Below are 17,052 nucleotides of genomic sequence, written 5' to 3'. Positions count from 1 at the left end.
GAAACCTTCTGCGAGCGGTTCGCAAGAGCCGAGCGCCTGAGAGGCCGATGAGAGAGGACCCGCGTGCCGCAGCATCATGACCGCCCCCATTCCGCCAGCGTCGACCCCGCCGACGTCGACCGTTTCGACCGGCTCGGCGAGCTCTGGTGGGACGCCTCGGGCAAGATGGGCATTCTGCACGAGATCAATCCGGTCCGGGTCCATTACATCCGCGATCTCGCCTGCCGGCATTTCCGCCTCGACGGAGCGCCGCGCGACCGCCATGACGCGCAACCGCTCGAGGGGCTGCGGCTCGTCGACATCGGCTGCGGCGGCGGCATATTGAGCGAATCGCTGGCCGAGCTCGGCGCAAAGGTCACGGCCGTCGATCCCGCGCCCAATAATATAGAAGTGGCGCGCCGCCATGCGGAGCGCTCCGGCCTCGACATCGCCTATCGCAACAGCACCGCCGAGGCGCTCGCTGAGGAAGGCGCGCGCTTCGATATCGTCGTCGCCATGGAGGTGCTGGAGCATGTCGAGGGACAGAGCGCCTTTGTCGCCACGCTCGGCTCGCTGGTGGAACCCGGCGGACTGCTCTTCCTGGCCACCATCGACCGCACGCTGAAGAGCTATGCGCTGGCGATTGTCGGCGCGGAATATGTGCTCGGCTGGGTTCCGCGCGGCACGCATGACCATGACAAATTCGTGCGTCCCGACGAATTGGCCGCCTGGCTGCGCCGCGCCGGACTGCGCGAGATCGATCGCGCCGGCATGAGCTTCCAGCCGCTCACGCGCAGCTGGCGCAAGAGCCACGACACCGATGTGAATTACATGATGGCGGCGAAAAAGAACGGCTGACGGTTGCCTCCTCCCTCACCCTCCCCGCTACGCAGGAAAGGGAGACGGCGACGTTTCGCGAAACCTCGATGAAGCACCGCATCTGCCCCCTCTCTCGCAAAGCGGGGGAGGGTTGGGGAGGGGGCGCGAACATCTTCGCTTTCATCGACGTGGGCGGCTAGGCAAGCCTGACGACAGCTCGGCGCGACAGAATATGTCCCGTTTGTTTCGGGAGCATAGCCGCATGAGTCTGCATATTTCGCCTCCATCGCCGCCGGACCTCGTCGACACACTCGCCGTCTGGCGCGCGCGCTTTCCACGTTTCGCCGCGATGATCGACGCGGGCGAGTCCCCGGTCAAAGCGCTGCGCTATCTCGGCCTCGGCCTCTGGCAGGAGGGCGATGTGACCGGCGCGGTCGCCGCGCTGACGACAGCCGCCTCGCTGACGCCGGACGACGCCGCCCTTCTCGCCGATCTCGGCGCTGTGCTCTGGCTCGACGGCCGCAAGGCCGACGCGCTGCAATGTTTCATCGCCTCGATCGAGCGCGATGCGAGCCGGGTCCAGGTCTGGCTCACCGTCGCCAGCCTCTGCAACGAGATCGGCGAGATCGCCACCGCCGAGCACGCCTATCTCGCGGCGCTCGACCTCGACCCCGCCTCCGCCGAGGCGGCGACCGGGCTCGGCCTCATCTGCCTCGAGAGCCGGCGCTATGACGAGGCGGTCGCGCTATTGCGCGCCGCGCTGGAGCGCGGCGCCGCCACCGCCGGGCTCTACGCCTGCTACGGCCAGACGCTGTTTCTGATCGGCGAATTCGCCGCCGCGCGCGCCGCCTTCGAGCCCGCCGCCGCGGCGCTGCCCGAGGAAGCGGCCATCATCCGCAAATATGCGCTCGCCGCTTCCGTGGAGACCGCCCTCGAGGCCTCGCCCGACGAGGCCTTCGCGGCCTATCGACGCGCCGCCGGCGTCCATGCGGAGAGCGACGAGCGCATCGGCCGCTCCATCTTCCAGGCGCTCTGCGGCTTCGGCCACGAGGAGGCGGCGATTCGCCTCGGCGAGGCGCTGCTGCGCGAGGCGCCGGACGACGCGACCATCCCCTTCCATCTCGACGCCCTGCGCGGCCGCACATATGAGCGCGCCCCGCGCGCCTATATCGCCGCCTGCTTCGACAAATATGCGCCGGACTTCGACCGCCATCTCGTAGAGACGCTGGGCTACCGGCTGCCGCAGACATTGCAGCCGCTGCTGGCCGCGACCGGACGCGCCTTCCCGCGCATCCTCGACCTCGGATGCGGCACGGGCCTCGCCGCGACAATGCTCGCCGCCTTCGGCGAGGAGATCGTCGGCGTCGATCTTTCCCCCCGCATGCTCGAAAAGGCGCGCGAGCGCCAAATCTATGCGCGGCTGATCGAGGAGGATGTCGAGGCGTTCCTGGCCGGCTCGGACGAGCGTTTCGATCTCGTCGTCGCGCTGGACATGGTCATCTATCTCGGCGACCTCACGGCGCTCTTCGCCGGAGCGGCCGCCCGGCTCGCCCCTGGCGGCGTCTTCGCGCTCAGCTTCGAGACCTGCGCCGGAGCCGATTATGCGCTCGGCGCCTCGGGCCGCTTCGCGCATGACCCGGCCTATGTCGAAAAACTGTGGGAAAAGGACTTTGTCCCGCTCGTCTCGCAGGCGACGATGATCCGCATCGAGGCCAACCGGCCGGTCGACGGCCGGCTGGTCCTGCTGCGGCGGCGCGAAACTCTATAATTCGTCGAGCGCCGCCTTCGCCTGCTTCAGCAGCGCGTCGGCGGCGATGATCTTGTCCTTGTCGGGATCATGGGCGATCGCGTCGAAATCCTTGGCGAGCGCGGCGCTGAAGGCCAGCGCCGCGATCTTCTCGCGGGGATCGCTCGACCATTTGACGGCGAGCTGCGCATCGCGGCCGCCGATCGCCGCGGCCAGCTCCGGCGACAGCGCCGCGGCGGGATCGCGCTCCGAGAAACGTATGTCGAAACCCGCATCCTCGCCGTCGAATGTGCAGGGCAGATAGCCCTCGACGGCGAAGGGGACGTAGTCGTGATCCAGCGCGACGCCGATCTTGGTCGCGTCGATCGCCTTTTGATGAGCGGCGCGGTCCGGCAATTTGCCGCGCTCGATATAGAGAATGTGCCGTCTGGCCATGGAAACCCCGTCTCGCGCGCATTTTTCGCGCGCCCGCGCCAAGCAGGAAACATTCCACTGCGGCGACCATCGGACGCGTCTCCGCCACTGGTTCGCCACAGGCTCGGACGATAAACTCGGCCCTATGATTCGCCCAGCTTTCCTTCCCCTCCTTCTCGCCGCCGGCCTCGGCCTCACTGTCGCGGCGCCGGCCCCCGCGAAAGAAAAGCCGGCGGCCGAGGATGCGGCCGCCGACGCCAAGGTCGACAAGAAGAAGCCCGCCAAGCCGGACGCGAAGAAGACAGAGGCCGCCAAGCCCGGCGAAGCGAAAAAGCCCGAGGCTTCGAAAAAGCCCGCGGACGCGAAAAAGACCGCAGAAGCCAAGAAGCCAGCGGACGCCAAGAAGACCACAGAAGCCAAGAAGCCCACCGATGCTGAGGACTCCGGCGAGCCGGAGCAAAAGAGCGTCAAGGACAAGAACGGCAAGGCCGCCAAGGACAAAGGCGGCAAGGACGCTCAGAGCAAGGCGGGCAAGGACAAACGCGCCGAAAAGGACAAGCCCGCCGAGAAGGAAAAGCCCGCGGAAAAGGAGAAGGCCGTCGCCAAGACGCCGACCGCCATCGGCTCCTATGGCGATTGGAACGCCATGACCGCGCATGGGCAGGGCAAGGACAAGACCTGCTATACGCTCGCCGAGCCGAAGGACCGCCAGCCGGCGAAGCTGCAACGCGATAAGGCCTATGTCTTCATCTCGACGCGGCCGGCCGAGGGCGTGCGCAACGAGGTGGCGATTATTCTGGGCTTCGCGGCCAAGGACGGCGGCGCCGCCAGCGCCGACATAGACGGCGACAATTTCGAGCTCGTGACCAAAGGCGCCAACGCCTGGGTGAAGAATCCGGCGAAGGAGAAGGAATTCGTCGAGGCGCTGAAGAGCGGCTCGAAGCTCGTCATCAAGGCGCCCTCCGCCAAGGGCAATGTGACGACCGACAGCTATTCGCTGAAGGGCCTCTCCGACGCGCTCGGCCGCGTGCAGAAGGAATGCCCGTAGAGGCGAGCGTCGTTGTTTGAGCGCCCCCTCCCCAACCCTCCCCCGCTTTGCGGGAGAGGGGTAGGTTGCGCGCTTAATTCAAAGCTCGCGTCGCGTTTGCCGCTCCACTCTCCCGCGTCAGCGGGGAAGGTTGAGGGAGGGGGCGTGCGCCACGAGAATCGCGCGCCTCACTTCACGCCGACGACCATCGAATCCGGCCCGAGCAAATGCTCGACGCGCGTTTGCGAGAAGCCGGCCTCGCGCATCCAGCCCTGGCAATCCGCGCCGGTGTAATCGAAGCCGCCGGGCGTCTCGATCAGCATATTGAGGCTCATCAGCAGGCCGAATGCGTTGGTCTTGCGCTCGTCGTCGATCAGCGCCTCATAGACGATGAGCGCCCCGCCCTTCGGCAACGCCGCATAGGCCTTGGCGAGGAGAATACGTTTCTGCGCGAGGTCCCAGTCGTGCAGGATATGCCCCATGACGATGACATCGACCTTGGGCAGATCATCAGCGAAGAAATCGCCCGGATAGAAGCGCAGCCGATCGGTGAGCCCGTTCTGCGCGATGAAATCATCGAAGATCGGCTGCACCTGCGGCAGATCGAAACCGCCGCCGGAAAGATGCGGATGCGCGCGCGCGACGGTCGCCGGGACCATGCCCTGCGCCGCGCCGACATCGACGAAAGTCTTGTAGTCCGTCCACGGGAATTTCGCGGCGATCGCCTGCGCCGGCCCGGCGCTGATGCCGCTCATCGCGGTGAGGAAGCCGCGCAGCTTTTCCGGATCGGCGTAGAGAGCGCCGAAGAAATCCCCGTCGGCGGCGTTCTCGCTCTGCGCCGCGCCTGTGCGCAACGCCTCGGTGAGGCGATTCCAGCTAGAGAACAAGCGCAGATTGGACATCTCCAATATTTGCCCGACATAGCTCGGCTTGGCGCGATCGAGGAAGAGGTCCGTCTCCGCCGTGTTGCGATAGAGGCCGTTCTCGCGCTCGAGCATTCCGAGCGCCACCAGCGCGTCGAAGAAGTCGAGCGCCGAGCGCTCGTGCAGGCCGAGGCGGGCGCGCAGCGTCTGCGCATCCGCGGGTCCTTCCGCCAGCACGGTGAAGAGGCCGAGCTCGACGGCCGAGAGCAAGGCTTTCGAATTCCAAAAGGCGAATCCGAGACCGAGGATTTTTTCCGGGGAGAGTTCGCTCATCTTTGTCCTCACAAACGAGAATCTCGCCGCGCGCATCCTTCTCCCGCTTGCGGGAGAAGGTGGCCCGGCGCAGCCGGGTCGGATGAGGGGCCGACCCGTCGCGGCGAATTTGAACATTTATGCGACGAACCGCGGCCGCCCTCATCCGACCTCGCTTCGCGAGGCCACCTTCTCCCACGAGTGGGAGAAGGTGATGCGCCCTTGTATTCAAAATAGCGGCTCGTCTTACCATTTCGCGACACGCCGGTCGACTTTCACCAAGGCGTCACTGCCCCGTTCGCGTAAACCATTCCTCTTCGCTGATGACCTCGACGCCGAGCTCCTTGGCCTTCGCCAGCTTCGATCCCGCCCCCGGCCCCGCCACGACGAGATCGGTCTTCTTCGACACGGAGCCCGATATCTTCGCGCCGAAACGTTCGGCCTGCGCCTTGGCCTCATCGCGCGTCAGCCGCTCCAGCGCGCCGGTGAACACCACCGTCTTGCCGGCGACGGGCGACGCGCTCTCGATCTGTGGCATGGGCTCGAGCGTCACATGCGCGAGAAGCGCGTCGATCTCGTCCTCATTGTGTTTCTCGGCGAAAAAATCATAGAGCGCCTCGGCGACGACGCCGCCAATGCCTTCGATCGATTCGATGCGCTCGCGCGCTTCGCTGCCCGGCGCGGCCTCGCGCGCAGTGTCGCGCAGGCTCGCGAAATCGGCGAAATGCCGCGCGAGGCGCTTGGCGTTGGTCTCGCCGACATGGCGAATGCCGAGCGCGAACAGAAAGCGATTGATCGGCACGCTGCGCCGCGCGTCGATCGCCGCGAAGAGATTGCGCACCGAGGTCTCGCCATAGCCCTCGCGGTTCTCGAGCTTGGTCAGGCTCGCTCTGTTTCGTTCGGCCAGCGTGAAAATTTCGGAAGCCGTGCGAATGAGCCCTTCCTCGAAGAAAGCCTCGATCTGCTTGTCGCCGAGCCCCTCTATGTCCATGGCGTTGCGCGAGGCGAAATGCTTCAAGCGCTCGATGCCTTGCGCCGGACAAACCAGCGAGCCGGTGCAGCGGCGCACGACATCCGCCTCGCCGGTCTTCTCGTCGATCTCGCGCACTGCGGCCGAGCCACACGCCGGGCACACATTCGGGAACTCATAAGGCTTCGTCCCCTCCGGCCGCTTGTCGAGAACGACCTCGACGATCTGCGGGATGACGTCGCCGGCGCGCTGCACGACGACTGTGTCGCCGACGCGAATATCCTTGCGCGCGATCTCGTCCTCATTGTGCAGCGTGGCGTTGGAGACGACGACGCCGCCGACCGTCACCGGCTCCAGCCGCGCGATCGGCGTCAGCGCGCCGGTGCGGCCGACATTTATGTCTATGCCGCGCACGATGGTCTTCGCCTGCTCGGCAGGAAATTTATGCGCCACCGCCCAGCGCGGCGCGCGCGAGACAAAGCCGAGACGAATTTGCAGGCCGATATTGTCCACCTTGTAGACGACGCCGTCGATATCATAGCCGAGCGTCGCGCGGCGCGCTTCTATGTCGCGGAAATGCGCGAGCATCTCCTCGGCGCCGGCGCAGATCTTCGTCAGCGGATTGGTCGGCAGGCCGAAGGTCGCCATCGCCTGCACCATGCCATATTGCGTGTCGGCGGGCATGACGCTCACTTCGCCCCAGCTATAGGCGAAGAAGCGCAGCGGCCGGCTCGCCGTCACATTGGGATCGAGCTGGCGCAGCGACCCCGCAGCGGAATTGCGCGGATTGGCGAAGAGCGGCTTATTCGCCGCCGCCTGCCTTTCATTGAGCGCGAAGAAATCCTCGCGCCGCATATAGACCTCGCCGCGCGCCTCCAGCACATCCGGCCACACTTCGCCGCGCAGGCGCTGCGGGATTTCCTCGAGCGTGCGGATATTGGCGGTGATGTCCTCGCCCTCATAGCCGTCGCCGCGTGTCGCGGCATAGACGAGCGCGCCTTTCTCATAGCGCAGCGAGCAGGAGAGGCCGTCGATTTTCGGCTCGGCGGTGAAGAAGAGCGGCGCCTCGTCCGAGAAGCCGAGAAAGCGCCGCACGCGCGCGACGAATTCATGGACCTCCTCCTCCGCGAAGACGTTGCCGAGCGAGAGCATCGGCACGACATGTTTTATTTTCGCGAATTTCTCCGCCGGCGCGGCGCCGACCTTCTTGGTCAGCGAGACGTCGGAGGAAAGCTCGGGAAAGGCTTTTTCCAAAGCCTCATAGCGCTGGCGCAGCGCGTCATATTCGGCGTCGCTGACCGCGGGGGAGTCTTCCTGATAATAGCGGCGGTCATATCCGGCGAGCTCTTCCGCGAGCCGCGAATATTCGAGCTTCGCCCGCCGCGGCGAGAGATCTTCGATCGGCGTGGGCTTTCTCTCGGCGCGTTTGCCCGAGGGGCGACCATCATCAGCGCTCATGATGACTTCCGAACTTGAAAACCAGCGCGCGCCCCTTCTCCCACTCGTGGGAGAAGGTGGCCCCGCAAAGCGGGGTCGGATGAGGGCTCGCGCCGCTTCAGCCGTTTACGATCATTTGCGCAGCGACGCAAAGCGGTCGAGATTCAGATATTCGAGGGACCCTCATCCGACCCGACTTCGTCGGGCCACCTTCTCCCGGAACGGGAGAAGGGAGCAGCGCCCCTGCCCTACGCCGCCTCGGGCGCGGCGCCCACCAGCCTTCGCGCCTCGACCGGGCTGATCGGCCGGCCGAAGGCGTAGCCCTGCGCATAGGCGCAGCCGAGCTGATAGAGCTCGATGGCGTCGGACTCCGTCTCCGCGCCCTCGGCGACGACATCCATGCCGAGATCATGCGCCAGCGAGATCAGCGAGCGTAGAATCACCGCGCGCGACCCCTTGCCGGTCTGGCGCGTGAAGGAGCGGCCGATCTTGATCGTGTCGAAAGGAAAGCGCTGCAGATAGGCGAGAGAGGAATAGCCGGAGCCGAAATCGCTCATCGCGAGCCCCGCGCCGAGCTCCTTGACGCGCCCCAGCATTTGCGCGGCGTATTCGGGATTTTCCATCACCAGCCCCTCGCTCAACTCGAGCTTGAGGCTGCCTTTGACGATGTCGTTGCGCATCAGCACGCTTTTGACGTCGCGCAGCAGATCGTGACGCAGCAATTGCCGCGAGCCGACGCCGACGCAGGCGAAAATCGGCGGATCGACGGCGAGCGCGCGCTGCCAGGCGGCCAGCTCGCGCGCCGTGCGCTCCAGCGCCAGCAGGCCGAAATCGACGACGAGGCCGGTCTGCTCGGCGACCTGGCCGAATTCGCTCGGATCGAGCTGGCCCAGACGCGGATGCTCCCAGCGCAGCAGCGCCTCGAAGCCGGCGATGGTGCGATCCTCGAGCCGCACCACGGGCTGGAAGAACACTTTGATCTCGCCGCGCTCCAGCGCGCGCCGCAGATCGGCCTCCAGCGTCAGCCGGTCGGAGCGCTGCGCGCGCATCGCCGGACGGAACACCTCTATGCGATTGCCGCCGAGCTTTTTGGCGTGGCGCAGCGCGATCTCCGCATCCTCCAGCATGTCGTGGCGGTCGGGATGCAGCTCCTTGTCGAAGAGGGCGACACCGATCGACACCGACAGTGAAATCTCGCGATCGGTGAAGCGCACCGGCGTCGCCAGCGTGCGGCGCACCGAATCGGCGAGCGCGATCACATGGTCGACGTCGGTCTCGGAGACGAGAATGATGGCGAAACGGTCGCCGTCGAGCCGCGCCAGAGTGTCCTGCGGCTGCAACAGCCGCGTCAGCCGATGGGCGATGGTGAGCAGGATCGAATCGCCCGTGGCGACGCCCACCTGCTCGTTGATCTGGCGGAAACGGTCGATATCGACGGCGAGCACGGTCGGCCGCACGCCGGCCTCGAGACCGGCGAAGACCAGCGCCGCCTCCAGCCGGTCGAAAAACAATTCGCGGTTCGGCAGGCCGGTCAGATTGTCGTGGACGGCGTCATGCAGCAGACGCTCGCGGGCGTTGCGCTCGTCGGTGACGTCGGTGAGCGTGCCGACGACGCGGATCACCTCGCCGTCCTGCCCGATCACCGGCCGCGCCCGCAGCCGATAGCAGAAATAATGGCCGTCTGCGGCGCGCAGCCGGAACTCCTGATTTATGCGCCCGCGCCGCTGCTCGAGCAGAGCATCGAGGCAGGCGCGATAACGATCGTGCTCGAAAGGGTGGAGAAGCGCGAGCCAGGAGGAGGCCGCCCCCTCGAGCCCACCACGATCGAGGCCGAGCTGCTCCTCCACCTCCGGGCTCACATAGATGTAATCGGCCGGCACATCCCAATCGAAGACGATCTCGTTCGCGCCGGTGAGCGCCAGCGCCTTGCGCTCCGTGTCGGAGATCGCGCCATGGGCGAGGCCGCCGCTGGCGAAGGCATTTTGCATAACGGTGAAGCCGATCAGCATCACGATCAGCACCAAGCCGCCGACCAGCGCCGGGGAAACCAGATCATTGGTCAGCCAGCCGGCCACGGTGAAGCCCGCCGCGCAGACCCAGAGCAGCAGCAAAAACCACGTCGGAATCAACATGATGGCGCGGTCGAAGCCATGCGTCGCCAGATAGAGGACGAGCACGAAGCCGACCGCCGAGACGGTGGCCAGCGAGATGCGGGCGACGCCGGCCGCCACCGGCGCGTCGAAAATGGCGAGGCCGACGAGATCGGCGAGGATCAGCAGCCAGAGCGCCGCCACGTGCCAGGCGCGCACATGCCAGCGGTTGAGGTTGAGATAGGCGAAGAGAAACACCACCAAAGTCGCCGACAGCACCGTTTCCGCGCCGGCGCGCCAAATGCGGTCGGCGTTGGGATCGACGCCGAAGATCTTGGCCCAAAAGCCGAAATCGATGCAGACATAGGCCAGCACCGACCAGGCGAGCGCCGCCGCCGCCGGGAAGATCACCGCGCCTTTGACGACGAAGACGATGGTCAAGAACAGCGCCAAAAGGCCGGCGATGCCGATCACTATGCCCTTGTAGAGGGTGAGGCTGGTGACCTTGTCCTTGTAGGAGTCCGGCTCCCACAGATAGAGCTGCGGCAAATTGGGCGTGCGCAGCTCGGCGACATAGGTGATCGTGGTGCCGGGATCGAGGGTGAGGCGAAAAACATCGGCGTCCCCGCTTTCCTCATGTTCCGGCGGAAATCCCTGGCTCGCGGTGATTGCCGAAATGCGCGTCGCGCCGAGATCCGGCCAGATCACTCCCGACCCCTGAAGGCGGAAATGCGGGGCGACGATCAGACGCTCCAGCTGCTCGTCCGTATCATTGGTGAGCGCGAAGACGATCCAGCTCGGGCGGGTCCCCGCCTCCTTGGCGCCCACTTCTATGCGTCGGATGATGCCGTCGGAGCCCGGGGCGGTCGACACTTGCAGGCGGTCGCCCTCGGAGGAATATTTCTCCACCGCATGGGTGAGGTCGATCGCCGCCGCGTCCTGCGGCACGCGCACGGAATCGATGGCGAGGGCCCGCGGCCCGCAAAGGACGAGAAACAGGAGAGCGATCAGATATCTGGATAGCGGCACGAATCTCGTCTCTGGCGCGCAGGCCCGAAAAGTCCGAATGTCGCGGGCGAACCGATCGGCTTTCGGATTTCTTCTTGTCTGAATTTTGACTGGTACCGGCTAAGTCGCCGGTCTGCAAGCCGGTATGGTCTTTGCGTGGAGGCGCCCGGCCGAGCGGCCGCGCTTGCGGAGGCCGGACGGCGCCAATATACGCTCAATGAGGGACAGGGCAGAATTTTAGAAGTTCTCTAGATTTGGGAGATGCGTCCGCGCAGAGCCCTCGTCTGGCGGCTACAGCCTGTCGAAACTAAGGAAACTGGATGCGTAGCGCTCTCGGCGGACCCCGCTTGCTGCTCCGCCGGCTTCGCGAGGTCATGGCGGAGCCGGTCAGCGCGCAGGCGCGGCTCGACAAGATCGTCGTGCTCATCGCGTCCAATATGGTGGCGGAAGTCTGCTCGGTCTATGTGCTGCGCGCCGACCAGAGGCTCGAGCTCTACGCCACCGAGGGCCTCAACCGCGAAGCCGTGCATCTGACCACAATGCACGCCGGCGAAGGCCTCGTCGGCCTCATCGCCAAAAGCGCCGAGCCTCTGAACCTCTCCGAGGCGCAGGAGCACCCGTCCTTCTCCTACAAGCCGGAGACGGGCGAGGAGATCTATCACTCCTTCCTCGGCGTGCCGATATTGCGCGGCGGCAACACGCTCGGCGTGCTCGTCGTGCAGAATCGCGTGCGGCGCATCTATTCCGAGGAGGAGATAGAGGCGCTGCAGACGACGGCGATGCTGGTCGCCGAAATGATCGCCTCGGGCGAATTGCGCTCGATCGCCAAGACGCCCGAGAGCCTCGCGCTCGACCGGCCGGTGGCGGTGAAGGGCGCGCCCATGTGCGAGGGCGTCGGGCTCGGCTACGCCGTGCTGCACGAGCCGCGCGTCGTCGTGAAGCAGCTCATCGCCGAGGATATCGCCTCCGAGGTCCAGCGTCTCGACGCGGCGATAGAGGCGATGCGCCTCTCCATCGACGAATTGGTCGCGCATGGCGACCGCATGGGCGCCGGCGAGCATCGCGAGGTGCTCGAGGCCGTGCGCATTTTCGCCAATGACCGCGGCTGGGTGCGCCGCCTGCACGAGGCCGTGCTGAGCGGCCTCACCGCCGAGGCGGCGGTGGAGCGCGTGCAGAACGACGCCCGCGCCAAGCTGCAACGCCAGACCGACCCCTATCTGCGCGACCGCCTGCACGATCTCGACGATCTCGCCAATCGGCTGCTGCATCAGCTCACCGGCCAGAGCTATGTGGCCGAGCGCGAATCGATCCCCGAGAACGCCATTCTCATCGCCCGCAACATGGGGCCGGCGGCGCTGCTGGACTATGACCGCTCGCGGCTGCGCGGCCTCGTGCTGGAGGAAGGCGGGCCGGCGAGCCATGTCGGCATTGTCGCGCGCGCGCTCGGCATCGCCACGGTCGGCCTCGCCGCCAATGTGACCGATCTCGTCGAAGCCGGCGACGCCGTCATCGTCGACGGCGTGACCGGCGACGTGCATATCCGCCCGCCGCCGGATGTGCAGACCGCCTATGGCGAGAAGGCGCGGCTGCGCGCCCGCCGCATGGAGCAATACGCCAAGCTGCGCGACGTGCCCGCCGTCACCAAGGACGGCGTCGACATCGCGCTGCATATGAACGCCGGCCTCATCGTCGACGTGCCGCATCTGCATGAGACCGGCGCGCGCTCCATCGGCCTGTTCCGCACCGAGCTGCAATTCATGCTGGCGCCGCGCTTTCCGCGCATGAACGAGCAGTTCCTGCTCTACAAGGCGGTGTTCGACGCGGTGCAGGACCGCCCCGTCACCTTCCGCACGCTCGACATCGGCAGCGACAAGATCCTGCCTTACATGGCGACGATCGAGGAGGAGAATCCCGCGCTCGGCTGGCGCGCGATCCGCATCGGCCTCGATCGGCCGGGCCTGTTGCGGATGCAGATCAGAGCCATGCTGAAGGCGGCCGGCGGACGCGACGTGCGCATCATGTTTCCGATGATCGCCAATGTCGCGGAATTCGAGGCCGCGAAAGCGATCGCGCATCGCGAGCTCGCGCATCTCCAGCGCCACGGCCATACGCCGCCGACCGACGTTCAGCTCGGCGCCATGGTCGAGGTGCCGTCGCTGCTGTGGGAGCTGGACGCCATCGCCGTGCGCGCCGATTTCCTGTCGGTCGGCTCCAATGATCTCGTGCAATACATGTATGCGGCCGACCGCGACAATACGCGCGTCTCCAAGCGCTATGACACGCTCTCCACGCCGGTGATGCGGGCGCTCGAGCGTATCGCCGCGGCGGGCAAGCGCGCCGGCAAGACGGTGACGCTCTGCGGCGAGATGGGCGGCCGCCCGCTCGAGGCGCTGGCCCTGCTCGCGCTCGGCTATCGCTCGCTGTCCATGTCGCCCTCCTCGGTCGGGCCGGTGAAGGCGATGATCCTCGCCGTCAATCTCGAGGAGGTCGAGGTGTTCCTGGCCTCGCTGCTCGCCAAGGAAGACGGCGCGCCGAGCCTGCGCGAGAATTTGCGCGAATTCGCCGCCGCGCGCGAAATTCCGGTCTGAGCATGCGTCGATTCGAACGCGAGAAAATTTGCCGGGAGCGGCGTCTCCACCTCCCCCTCGAGGGGGAGGTGGATTCACACATCGCGAGACGCCGCGGCCGTCATGGCCGGGCTTGTCCCGGCCATCCACGCCAAGCAGCTGAGAAACCAAAGGAAAGCGCCCGCCATCGACGGGTTTCATCCCGCGTCGGGCGCCGCCGAAGCTTCGGCGTCACGCCAAACTTTCGAGACGCCTCCGCGTGTTGGCGTGGATGGGCCGGGACGAGCCCGGCCATGACGTCGCGGGGGCGAGGAGGATGTGTGCATTCGATAGCAAGAAGCGGGGAGAGGGTCGGGAAGGGGTTCGCGAAAGACCGGGACCGCTAGCGACGCCCGCGCTTCGCTCCACGCCGTCCCCTCATCTCTCGCTCGGCAAGCCCCATGTTCGCCCAAGACAAGCTCGACCTCATTCTGCGCCGTCACGAAGAGACCGCCGACCGGCTCAGCTCCGGGCCAGACGCGGCGAGCTTCGTCGCGCTGTCGCGCGAGCTCGCCTCGCTCGACGATGTGGTCGCCAAGATCAAAATCTATCGCGCGACGCAGGCCGAGATCTCCGGCCTTAGCGAGATGCTCGCCGATCCGGCGATCGATCCCGATATGCGCGCCTTCGTCGAGGGCGAGCTCGATGTGGCGCAGGAAGCGCTGACGGCCGCCGAGCGCGAGCTGACGCTCGCTCTGCTGCCCAAGGATTCGGCGGACGAGAAGGGCGTCATTCTCGAGGTGCGCGCCGGGACCGGCGGCGACGAGGCCGCCCTCTTCGCCGGCGATCTCTTCCGCGCCTATCAGCGCTACGCCGGCTCCAAGGGCTGGAGCGTCGAGATTCTCTCGGCCAGCGAAGGCGCGCTCGGCGGCTATAAGGAGATCGTCGCCGAGATCGCCGGCCGCGGCGTCTATGCGAAATTGAAATTCGAATCGGGCGTGCATCGCGTGCAGCGCGTGCCGGCGACGGAGACGCAGGGGCGGATTCACACTTCCGCGGCGACCGTCGCCGTGCTGCCGCAGGCCGAGGAGGTCGACGTCGCCATAGACGACAAGGATCTGAACATAGAGACGATGCGCTCCGGCGGCGCCGGAGGCCAGCATGTCAACAAGACCGAATCGGCGATCCGCATCACGCATATTCCCTCCGGCATCGTCGTGATGATGCAGGAGGAGCGCTCGCAGCATCGCAACAAGGCCAAGGCGATGGAGGTGCTGCGCTCGCGCCTCTATGACGCCGAGCGCCACCGCCTCGACAGCGCGCGCTCCGCCGATCGCAGGGCGCAGGTCGGCTCCGGCGATCGCTCCGAGCGCATCCGCACCTATAATTTTCCGCAAGGCCGCGTCACCGACCATCGCATCAATCTGACGCTCTATAAGCTCGATCGCGTGATGGAAGGCGAGATGGACGAGATATTCGACGCGCTGACGACGGATCATCAGGCGAAGCTCCTCGCGCAGAGCGAGGAGTGATCCGCAGGGTGCGAAGACGCACATCCGCGAGCCGCCGCGCTTCGTAAGTTCGGGACGTTCACGAGACATGTGAACGACACCGAGCAACGGAGCGCAAAATGACCAAGAAATTCCTCACCGCCGGCCTGCTGGCCGCCGCCATCGCCGCCTCGACCTTCACCGCTTCCACCGCCCAGGCGGACCCCTATTGGCATCACGGCCATCACGGCCATTACTGGGGCGGCGTCGCCGCCGCGGGCGCGCTCACCGCTCTGACGCTCGGCGCCATCGCCGCCTCCGAGGCGCCCACCAATTGCTACATCGCCCGCCGTCCGGTGACCGATGATTGGGGCAATGTCCTCTATTTCCGCCGCATGCGCGTCTGCGAGTGAGCGCTCGAATGACGAGCTTGCTGACGAAGGGTCGGCGCGAAGCCGACCCTTCCGCGCGCCGGCTCAGTGCCGGAAGTGGCGGACGCCGGTCAGCACCATGGCGAGGCCGGCCTCGTCGGCGGCCGCGATCACATCCTTGTCATTGACCGAGCCGCCCGGCTGGATGACCGCCGTCGCGCCGGCCGAGGCCGCCGCCAGCAGCCCGTCCGGGAAAGGAAAGAAAGCGTCCGAGGCGACCACCGAGCCGACCGCGAAGCTCTCCCTCACGCCGGCCTCGCGCGCCGCCTCCTCGGCCTTGAAGGCCGCCGTGCGCGACGAGTCGACGCGCGACATCTGCCCGGCGCCGACGCCCACAGTCGCGAGATCGCGGGCGTAGACGATGGCGTTGGACTTCACATGCTTGGCGACGCGAAAGGCGAATTTCAAATCCGCCAGCTCCTTTTCCGTCGGCGCGCGCTTCGTCACCACGGTGAGGGTGAGATCGTCGACGACGCTATTGTCGCGCGACTGCGCCAGAAAGCCCCCCGAGACGCTGCGGAAGGTGAGGCCGCCCGCGCGCGGATCGGGCAGGCCGCCGGCGAGCAGCAGACGCAAATTCTTCTTCGCCGCGATGATGTCGATCGCCTCCTCATCCGCCTCCGGCGCGATGATGACCTCGGTGAAAATCTTCACGATCTCGCGCGCCGCCGCGGCGTCGAGCTTGCGATTGAGCGCGACGATCCCGCCAAAGGCCGAGACGGAATCGCAGCGCAGCGCTTTGCGATAGGCCTCGGCGAGGCTCGCGCCCTCGGCGACGCCGCACGGATTGGAATGTTTGATGATCGCCACCGCCGCCGTGCGCGCGGGATCGAATTCCGCAACCAGCTCATAGGCCGCGTCAGTGTCATTGACGTTATTGTAGGAGAGCTGCTTGCCCTGCGCCTGCTTCGCCGTGGCGACGCCGAAGCGCTTCTCGCCGGTGAGATAGAAGCCGGCGCTCTGATGCGGATTTTCGCCATAGCGCATCGGCTCGGAAAGACGCCCGCCCATAGCGCGCCAGGGCGGCGTCGTCTCATCGAGCGCGCCCGCCAGCCAATTGGAGATCGCCGCGTCATAGGCGGCCGTGCGCGCATAGGCCTTTTGCGCGAGGCGCCTTCGCGTCGCCAGAGTCGCCGCGCCGCCATTGGCGGCAAGCTCGGCCAAGAACCCATCATAATCTGCCGGCTCGACCAGCACGGCGACATCGTCGTGATTTTTGGCGGCGGCGCGGATCATCGCCGGCCCGCCGATATCGATATTCTCGACGCAAGTCTCGAAGGGCGCGCCTTTGGCCAGCGTCGCCTCGAAGGGATAGAGATTGACGACGAGCAGATCGATCTGCGGAATGTCGTGGGCGAGCATGGCCGCCTCATGCTCGGGATTCTCGCGGATCGCCAGCAGGCCGCCATGCACTTTGGGATGCAGCGTCTTGAGGCGCCCGTCCATCATCTCCGGAAAGCCGGTGACATCGGCGATATCGCGCACGGAAAGCCCCGCCTCGGCGAGCGCCTTGCGCGTGCCGCCGGTGGAGACCAGCTCGACGCCGTGAGCGGCGAGAGCCTTCGCCATTTCGACGAGTCCGGTCTTGTCGGAGACGGACAGCAGAGCTCTCGTGATACGGCGCAGATCGACCGGCATTCAGGTCCCTCGTTCTGGAGCGAAGACGTCGCGGGAAACGATATCGACCCGGCGCTTAGCATACATCGCCGGGGGGAGAAACCAACTGCGTCCCGCCGGGTCGATCGGTCGAGCCGGAAGCGCCGCCTTCACCCTCCCCTTTCCCAAAGGCCGCGTCCTGGCCGGGCGTGTCCCGGCCATCCACGCCTTGCAGACTGCGGCACGCGTGAAGGATAGGTCTTCCGGGTGGATCGGCTGAACGCCAGAAGCGCCGCCGTCACCCTCTCCTTTCCCAAAGGCCG

General features: G+C 66.3%; 11 protein-coding genes. 6 read left to right on the top strand and 5 right to left on the bottom strand.

Annotated features, from left to right (window positions below; genetic code table 11):
• The first annotated feature begins 63 nt into the window (after positions 1-63).
• Positions 64-837 carry a bifunctional 2-polyprenyl-6-hydroxyphenol methylase/3-demethylubiquinol 3-O-methyltransferase UbiG gene (gene ubiG, locus AC6IY7_RS15290; protein ID WP_497780270.1) on the top strand — a complete coding sequence of 258 codons (774 nt, stop codon included), beginning with the start codon at positions 64-66 and terminating at the stop codon, positions 835-837.
• Between the two features lie 223 nt (positions 838-1,060).
• A complete protein-coding gene (locus AC6IY7_RS15285; protein WP_497780269.1) occupies positions 1,061-2,566 on the top strand; it encodes a methyltransferase domain-containing protein in 1,506 nt (501 codons plus the stop codon).
• Here the strand turns inward: AC6IY7_RS15285 and AC6IY7_RS15280 are convergent.
• Positions 2,561-2,980 carry a hypothetical protein gene (locus tag AC6IY7_RS15280; protein ID WP_497780268.1) on the bottom strand — a complete coding sequence of 140 codons (420 nt, stop codon included), beginning with the start codon at positions 2,978-2,980 and terminating at the stop codon, positions 2,561-2,563. The genes AC6IY7_RS15285 and AC6IY7_RS15280 overlap by 6 nt on opposite strands.
• Before the next feature lie 124 nt (positions 2,981-3,104).
• On the opposite strand from AC6IY7_RS15280, the gene AC6IY7_RS15275 reads away from it, so the two are divergent.
• Entirely contained in the window at positions 3,105-4,007 is a 903-nt protein-coding gene (locus AC6IY7_RS15275) for an invasion associated locus B family protein (RefSeq protein ID WP_497780267.1), read from the top strand.
• A 167-nt stretch (positions 4,008-4,174) separates the two neighbouring features.
• Here the strand turns inward: AC6IY7_RS15275 and AC6IY7_RS15270 are convergent, their stop codons facing one another.
• From AC6IY7_RS15270 to AC6IY7_RS15260, 3 genes are all read right to left on the bottom strand, one after another.
• Complete coding sequence (locus AC6IY7_RS15270; RefSeq protein ID WP_497780266.1) at positions 4,175-5,182, bottom strand: methyltransferase; 1,008 nt, start codon at positions 5,180-5,182, stop codon at positions 4,175-4,177.
• Between the two features lie 265 nt (positions 5,183-5,447).
• A complete protein-coding gene (gene ligA, locus AC6IY7_RS15265; RefSeq protein WP_497780265.1) occupies positions 5,448-7,589 on the bottom strand; it encodes an NAD-dependent DNA ligase LigA in 2,142 nt (713 codons plus the stop codon).
• Positions 7,590-7,816: 227 nt separating this feature from the next.
• Entirely contained in the window at positions 7,817-10,687 is a 2,871-nt protein-coding gene (locus AC6IY7_RS15260; RefSeq protein ID WP_497780264.1) for an EAL domain-containing protein, read from the bottom strand.
• 299 nt (positions 10,688-10,986) lie between these two features.
• Between AC6IY7_RS15260 and ptsP the strand changes: the two genes are divergently transcribed.
• The 3 genes from ptsP (at position 10,987) to AC6IY7_RS15245 (ending at position 15,115) form a co-directional block, all read left to right on the top strand.
• A complete protein-coding gene (ptsP, locus tag AC6IY7_RS15255; RefSeq protein ID WP_497780263.1) occupies positions 10,987-13,254 on the top strand; it encodes a phosphoenolpyruvate--protein phosphotransferase in 2,268 nt (755 codons plus the stop codon).
• Positions 13,255-13,673: 419 nt separating this feature from the next.
• Positions 13,674-14,744, top strand: a complete 1,071-nt coding sequence (gene prfA, locus AC6IY7_RS15250) for a peptide chain release factor 1 (RefSeq protein ID WP_497780262.1) — start codon at positions 13,674-13,676, stop codon at positions 14,742-14,744.
• Positions 14,745-14,842: 98 nt separating this feature from the next.
• On the top strand, positions 14,843-15,115 hold the full coding sequence (locus AC6IY7_RS15245) for a hypothetical protein (protein ID WP_497780261.1): 273 nt from the start codon (positions 14,843-14,845) through the stop codon (positions 15,113-15,115).
• 63 nt (positions 15,116-15,178) lie between these two features.
• Here the strand turns inward: AC6IY7_RS15245 and purH are convergent, their stop codons facing one another.
• On the bottom strand, positions 15,179-16,771 hold the full coding sequence (gene purH / locus AC6IY7_RS15240) for a bifunctional phosphoribosylaminoimidazolecarboxamide formyltransferase/IMP cyclohydrolase (protein ID WP_497780260.1): 1,593 nt from the start codon (positions 16,769-16,771) through the stop codon (positions 15,179-15,181).
• Between the last annotated feature and the right edge of the window lie 281 nt (positions 16,772-17,052).

The sequence above is a fragment of the Methylosinus sp. is20ea genome, from assembly GCF_059718135.1.
Note: the sequence above shows the minus strand (reverse complement) of the source record. Positions and strands in the feature narration are given on the sequence as shown.

What these genes read in the sequence shown, in the direction of transcription:
- AC6IY7_RS15275 (WP_497780267.1), top strand. Translation starts at nt 3,105, where the DNA reads ATGATTCGCCCAGCTTTCCTTCCCCTCCTTCTCGCCGCCGGCCTCGGC.
- AC6IY7_RS15245 (WP_497780261.1), top strand. Translation starts at nt 14,843, where the DNA reads ATGACCAAGAAATTCCTCACCGCCGGCCTGCTGGCCGCCGCCATCGCC.
- AC6IY7_RS15280 (WP_497780268.1), bottom strand. Translation starts at nt 2,980, where the DNA reads ATGGCCAGACGGCACATTCTCTATATCGAGCGCGGCAAATTGCCGGAC.
- AC6IY7_RS15270 (WP_497780266.1), bottom strand. Translation starts at nt 5,182, where the DNA reads ATGAGCGAACTCTCCCCGGAAAAAATCCTCGGTCTCGGATTCGCCTTT.
- ptsP (WP_497780263.1), top strand. Translation starts at nt 10,987, where the DNA reads ATGCGTAGCGCTCTCGGCGGACCCCGCTTGCTGCTCCGCCGGCTTCGC.
- ligA (WP_497780265.1), bottom strand. Translation starts at nt 7,589, where the DNA reads ATGAGCGCTGATGATGGTCGCCCCTCGGGCAAACGCGCCGAGAGAAAG.
- AC6IY7_RS15285 (WP_497780269.1), top strand. Translation starts at nt 1,061, where the DNA reads ATGAGTCTGCATATTTCGCCTCCATCGCCGCCGGACCTCGTCGACACA.
- prfA (WP_497780262.1), top strand. Translation starts at nt 13,674, where the DNA reads ATGTTCGCCCAAGACAAGCTCGACCTCATTCTGCGCCGTCACGAAGAG.
- purH (WP_497780260.1), bottom strand. Translation starts at nt 16,771, where the DNA reads ATGCCGGTCGATCTGCGCCGTATCACGAGAGCTCTGCTGTCCGTCTCC.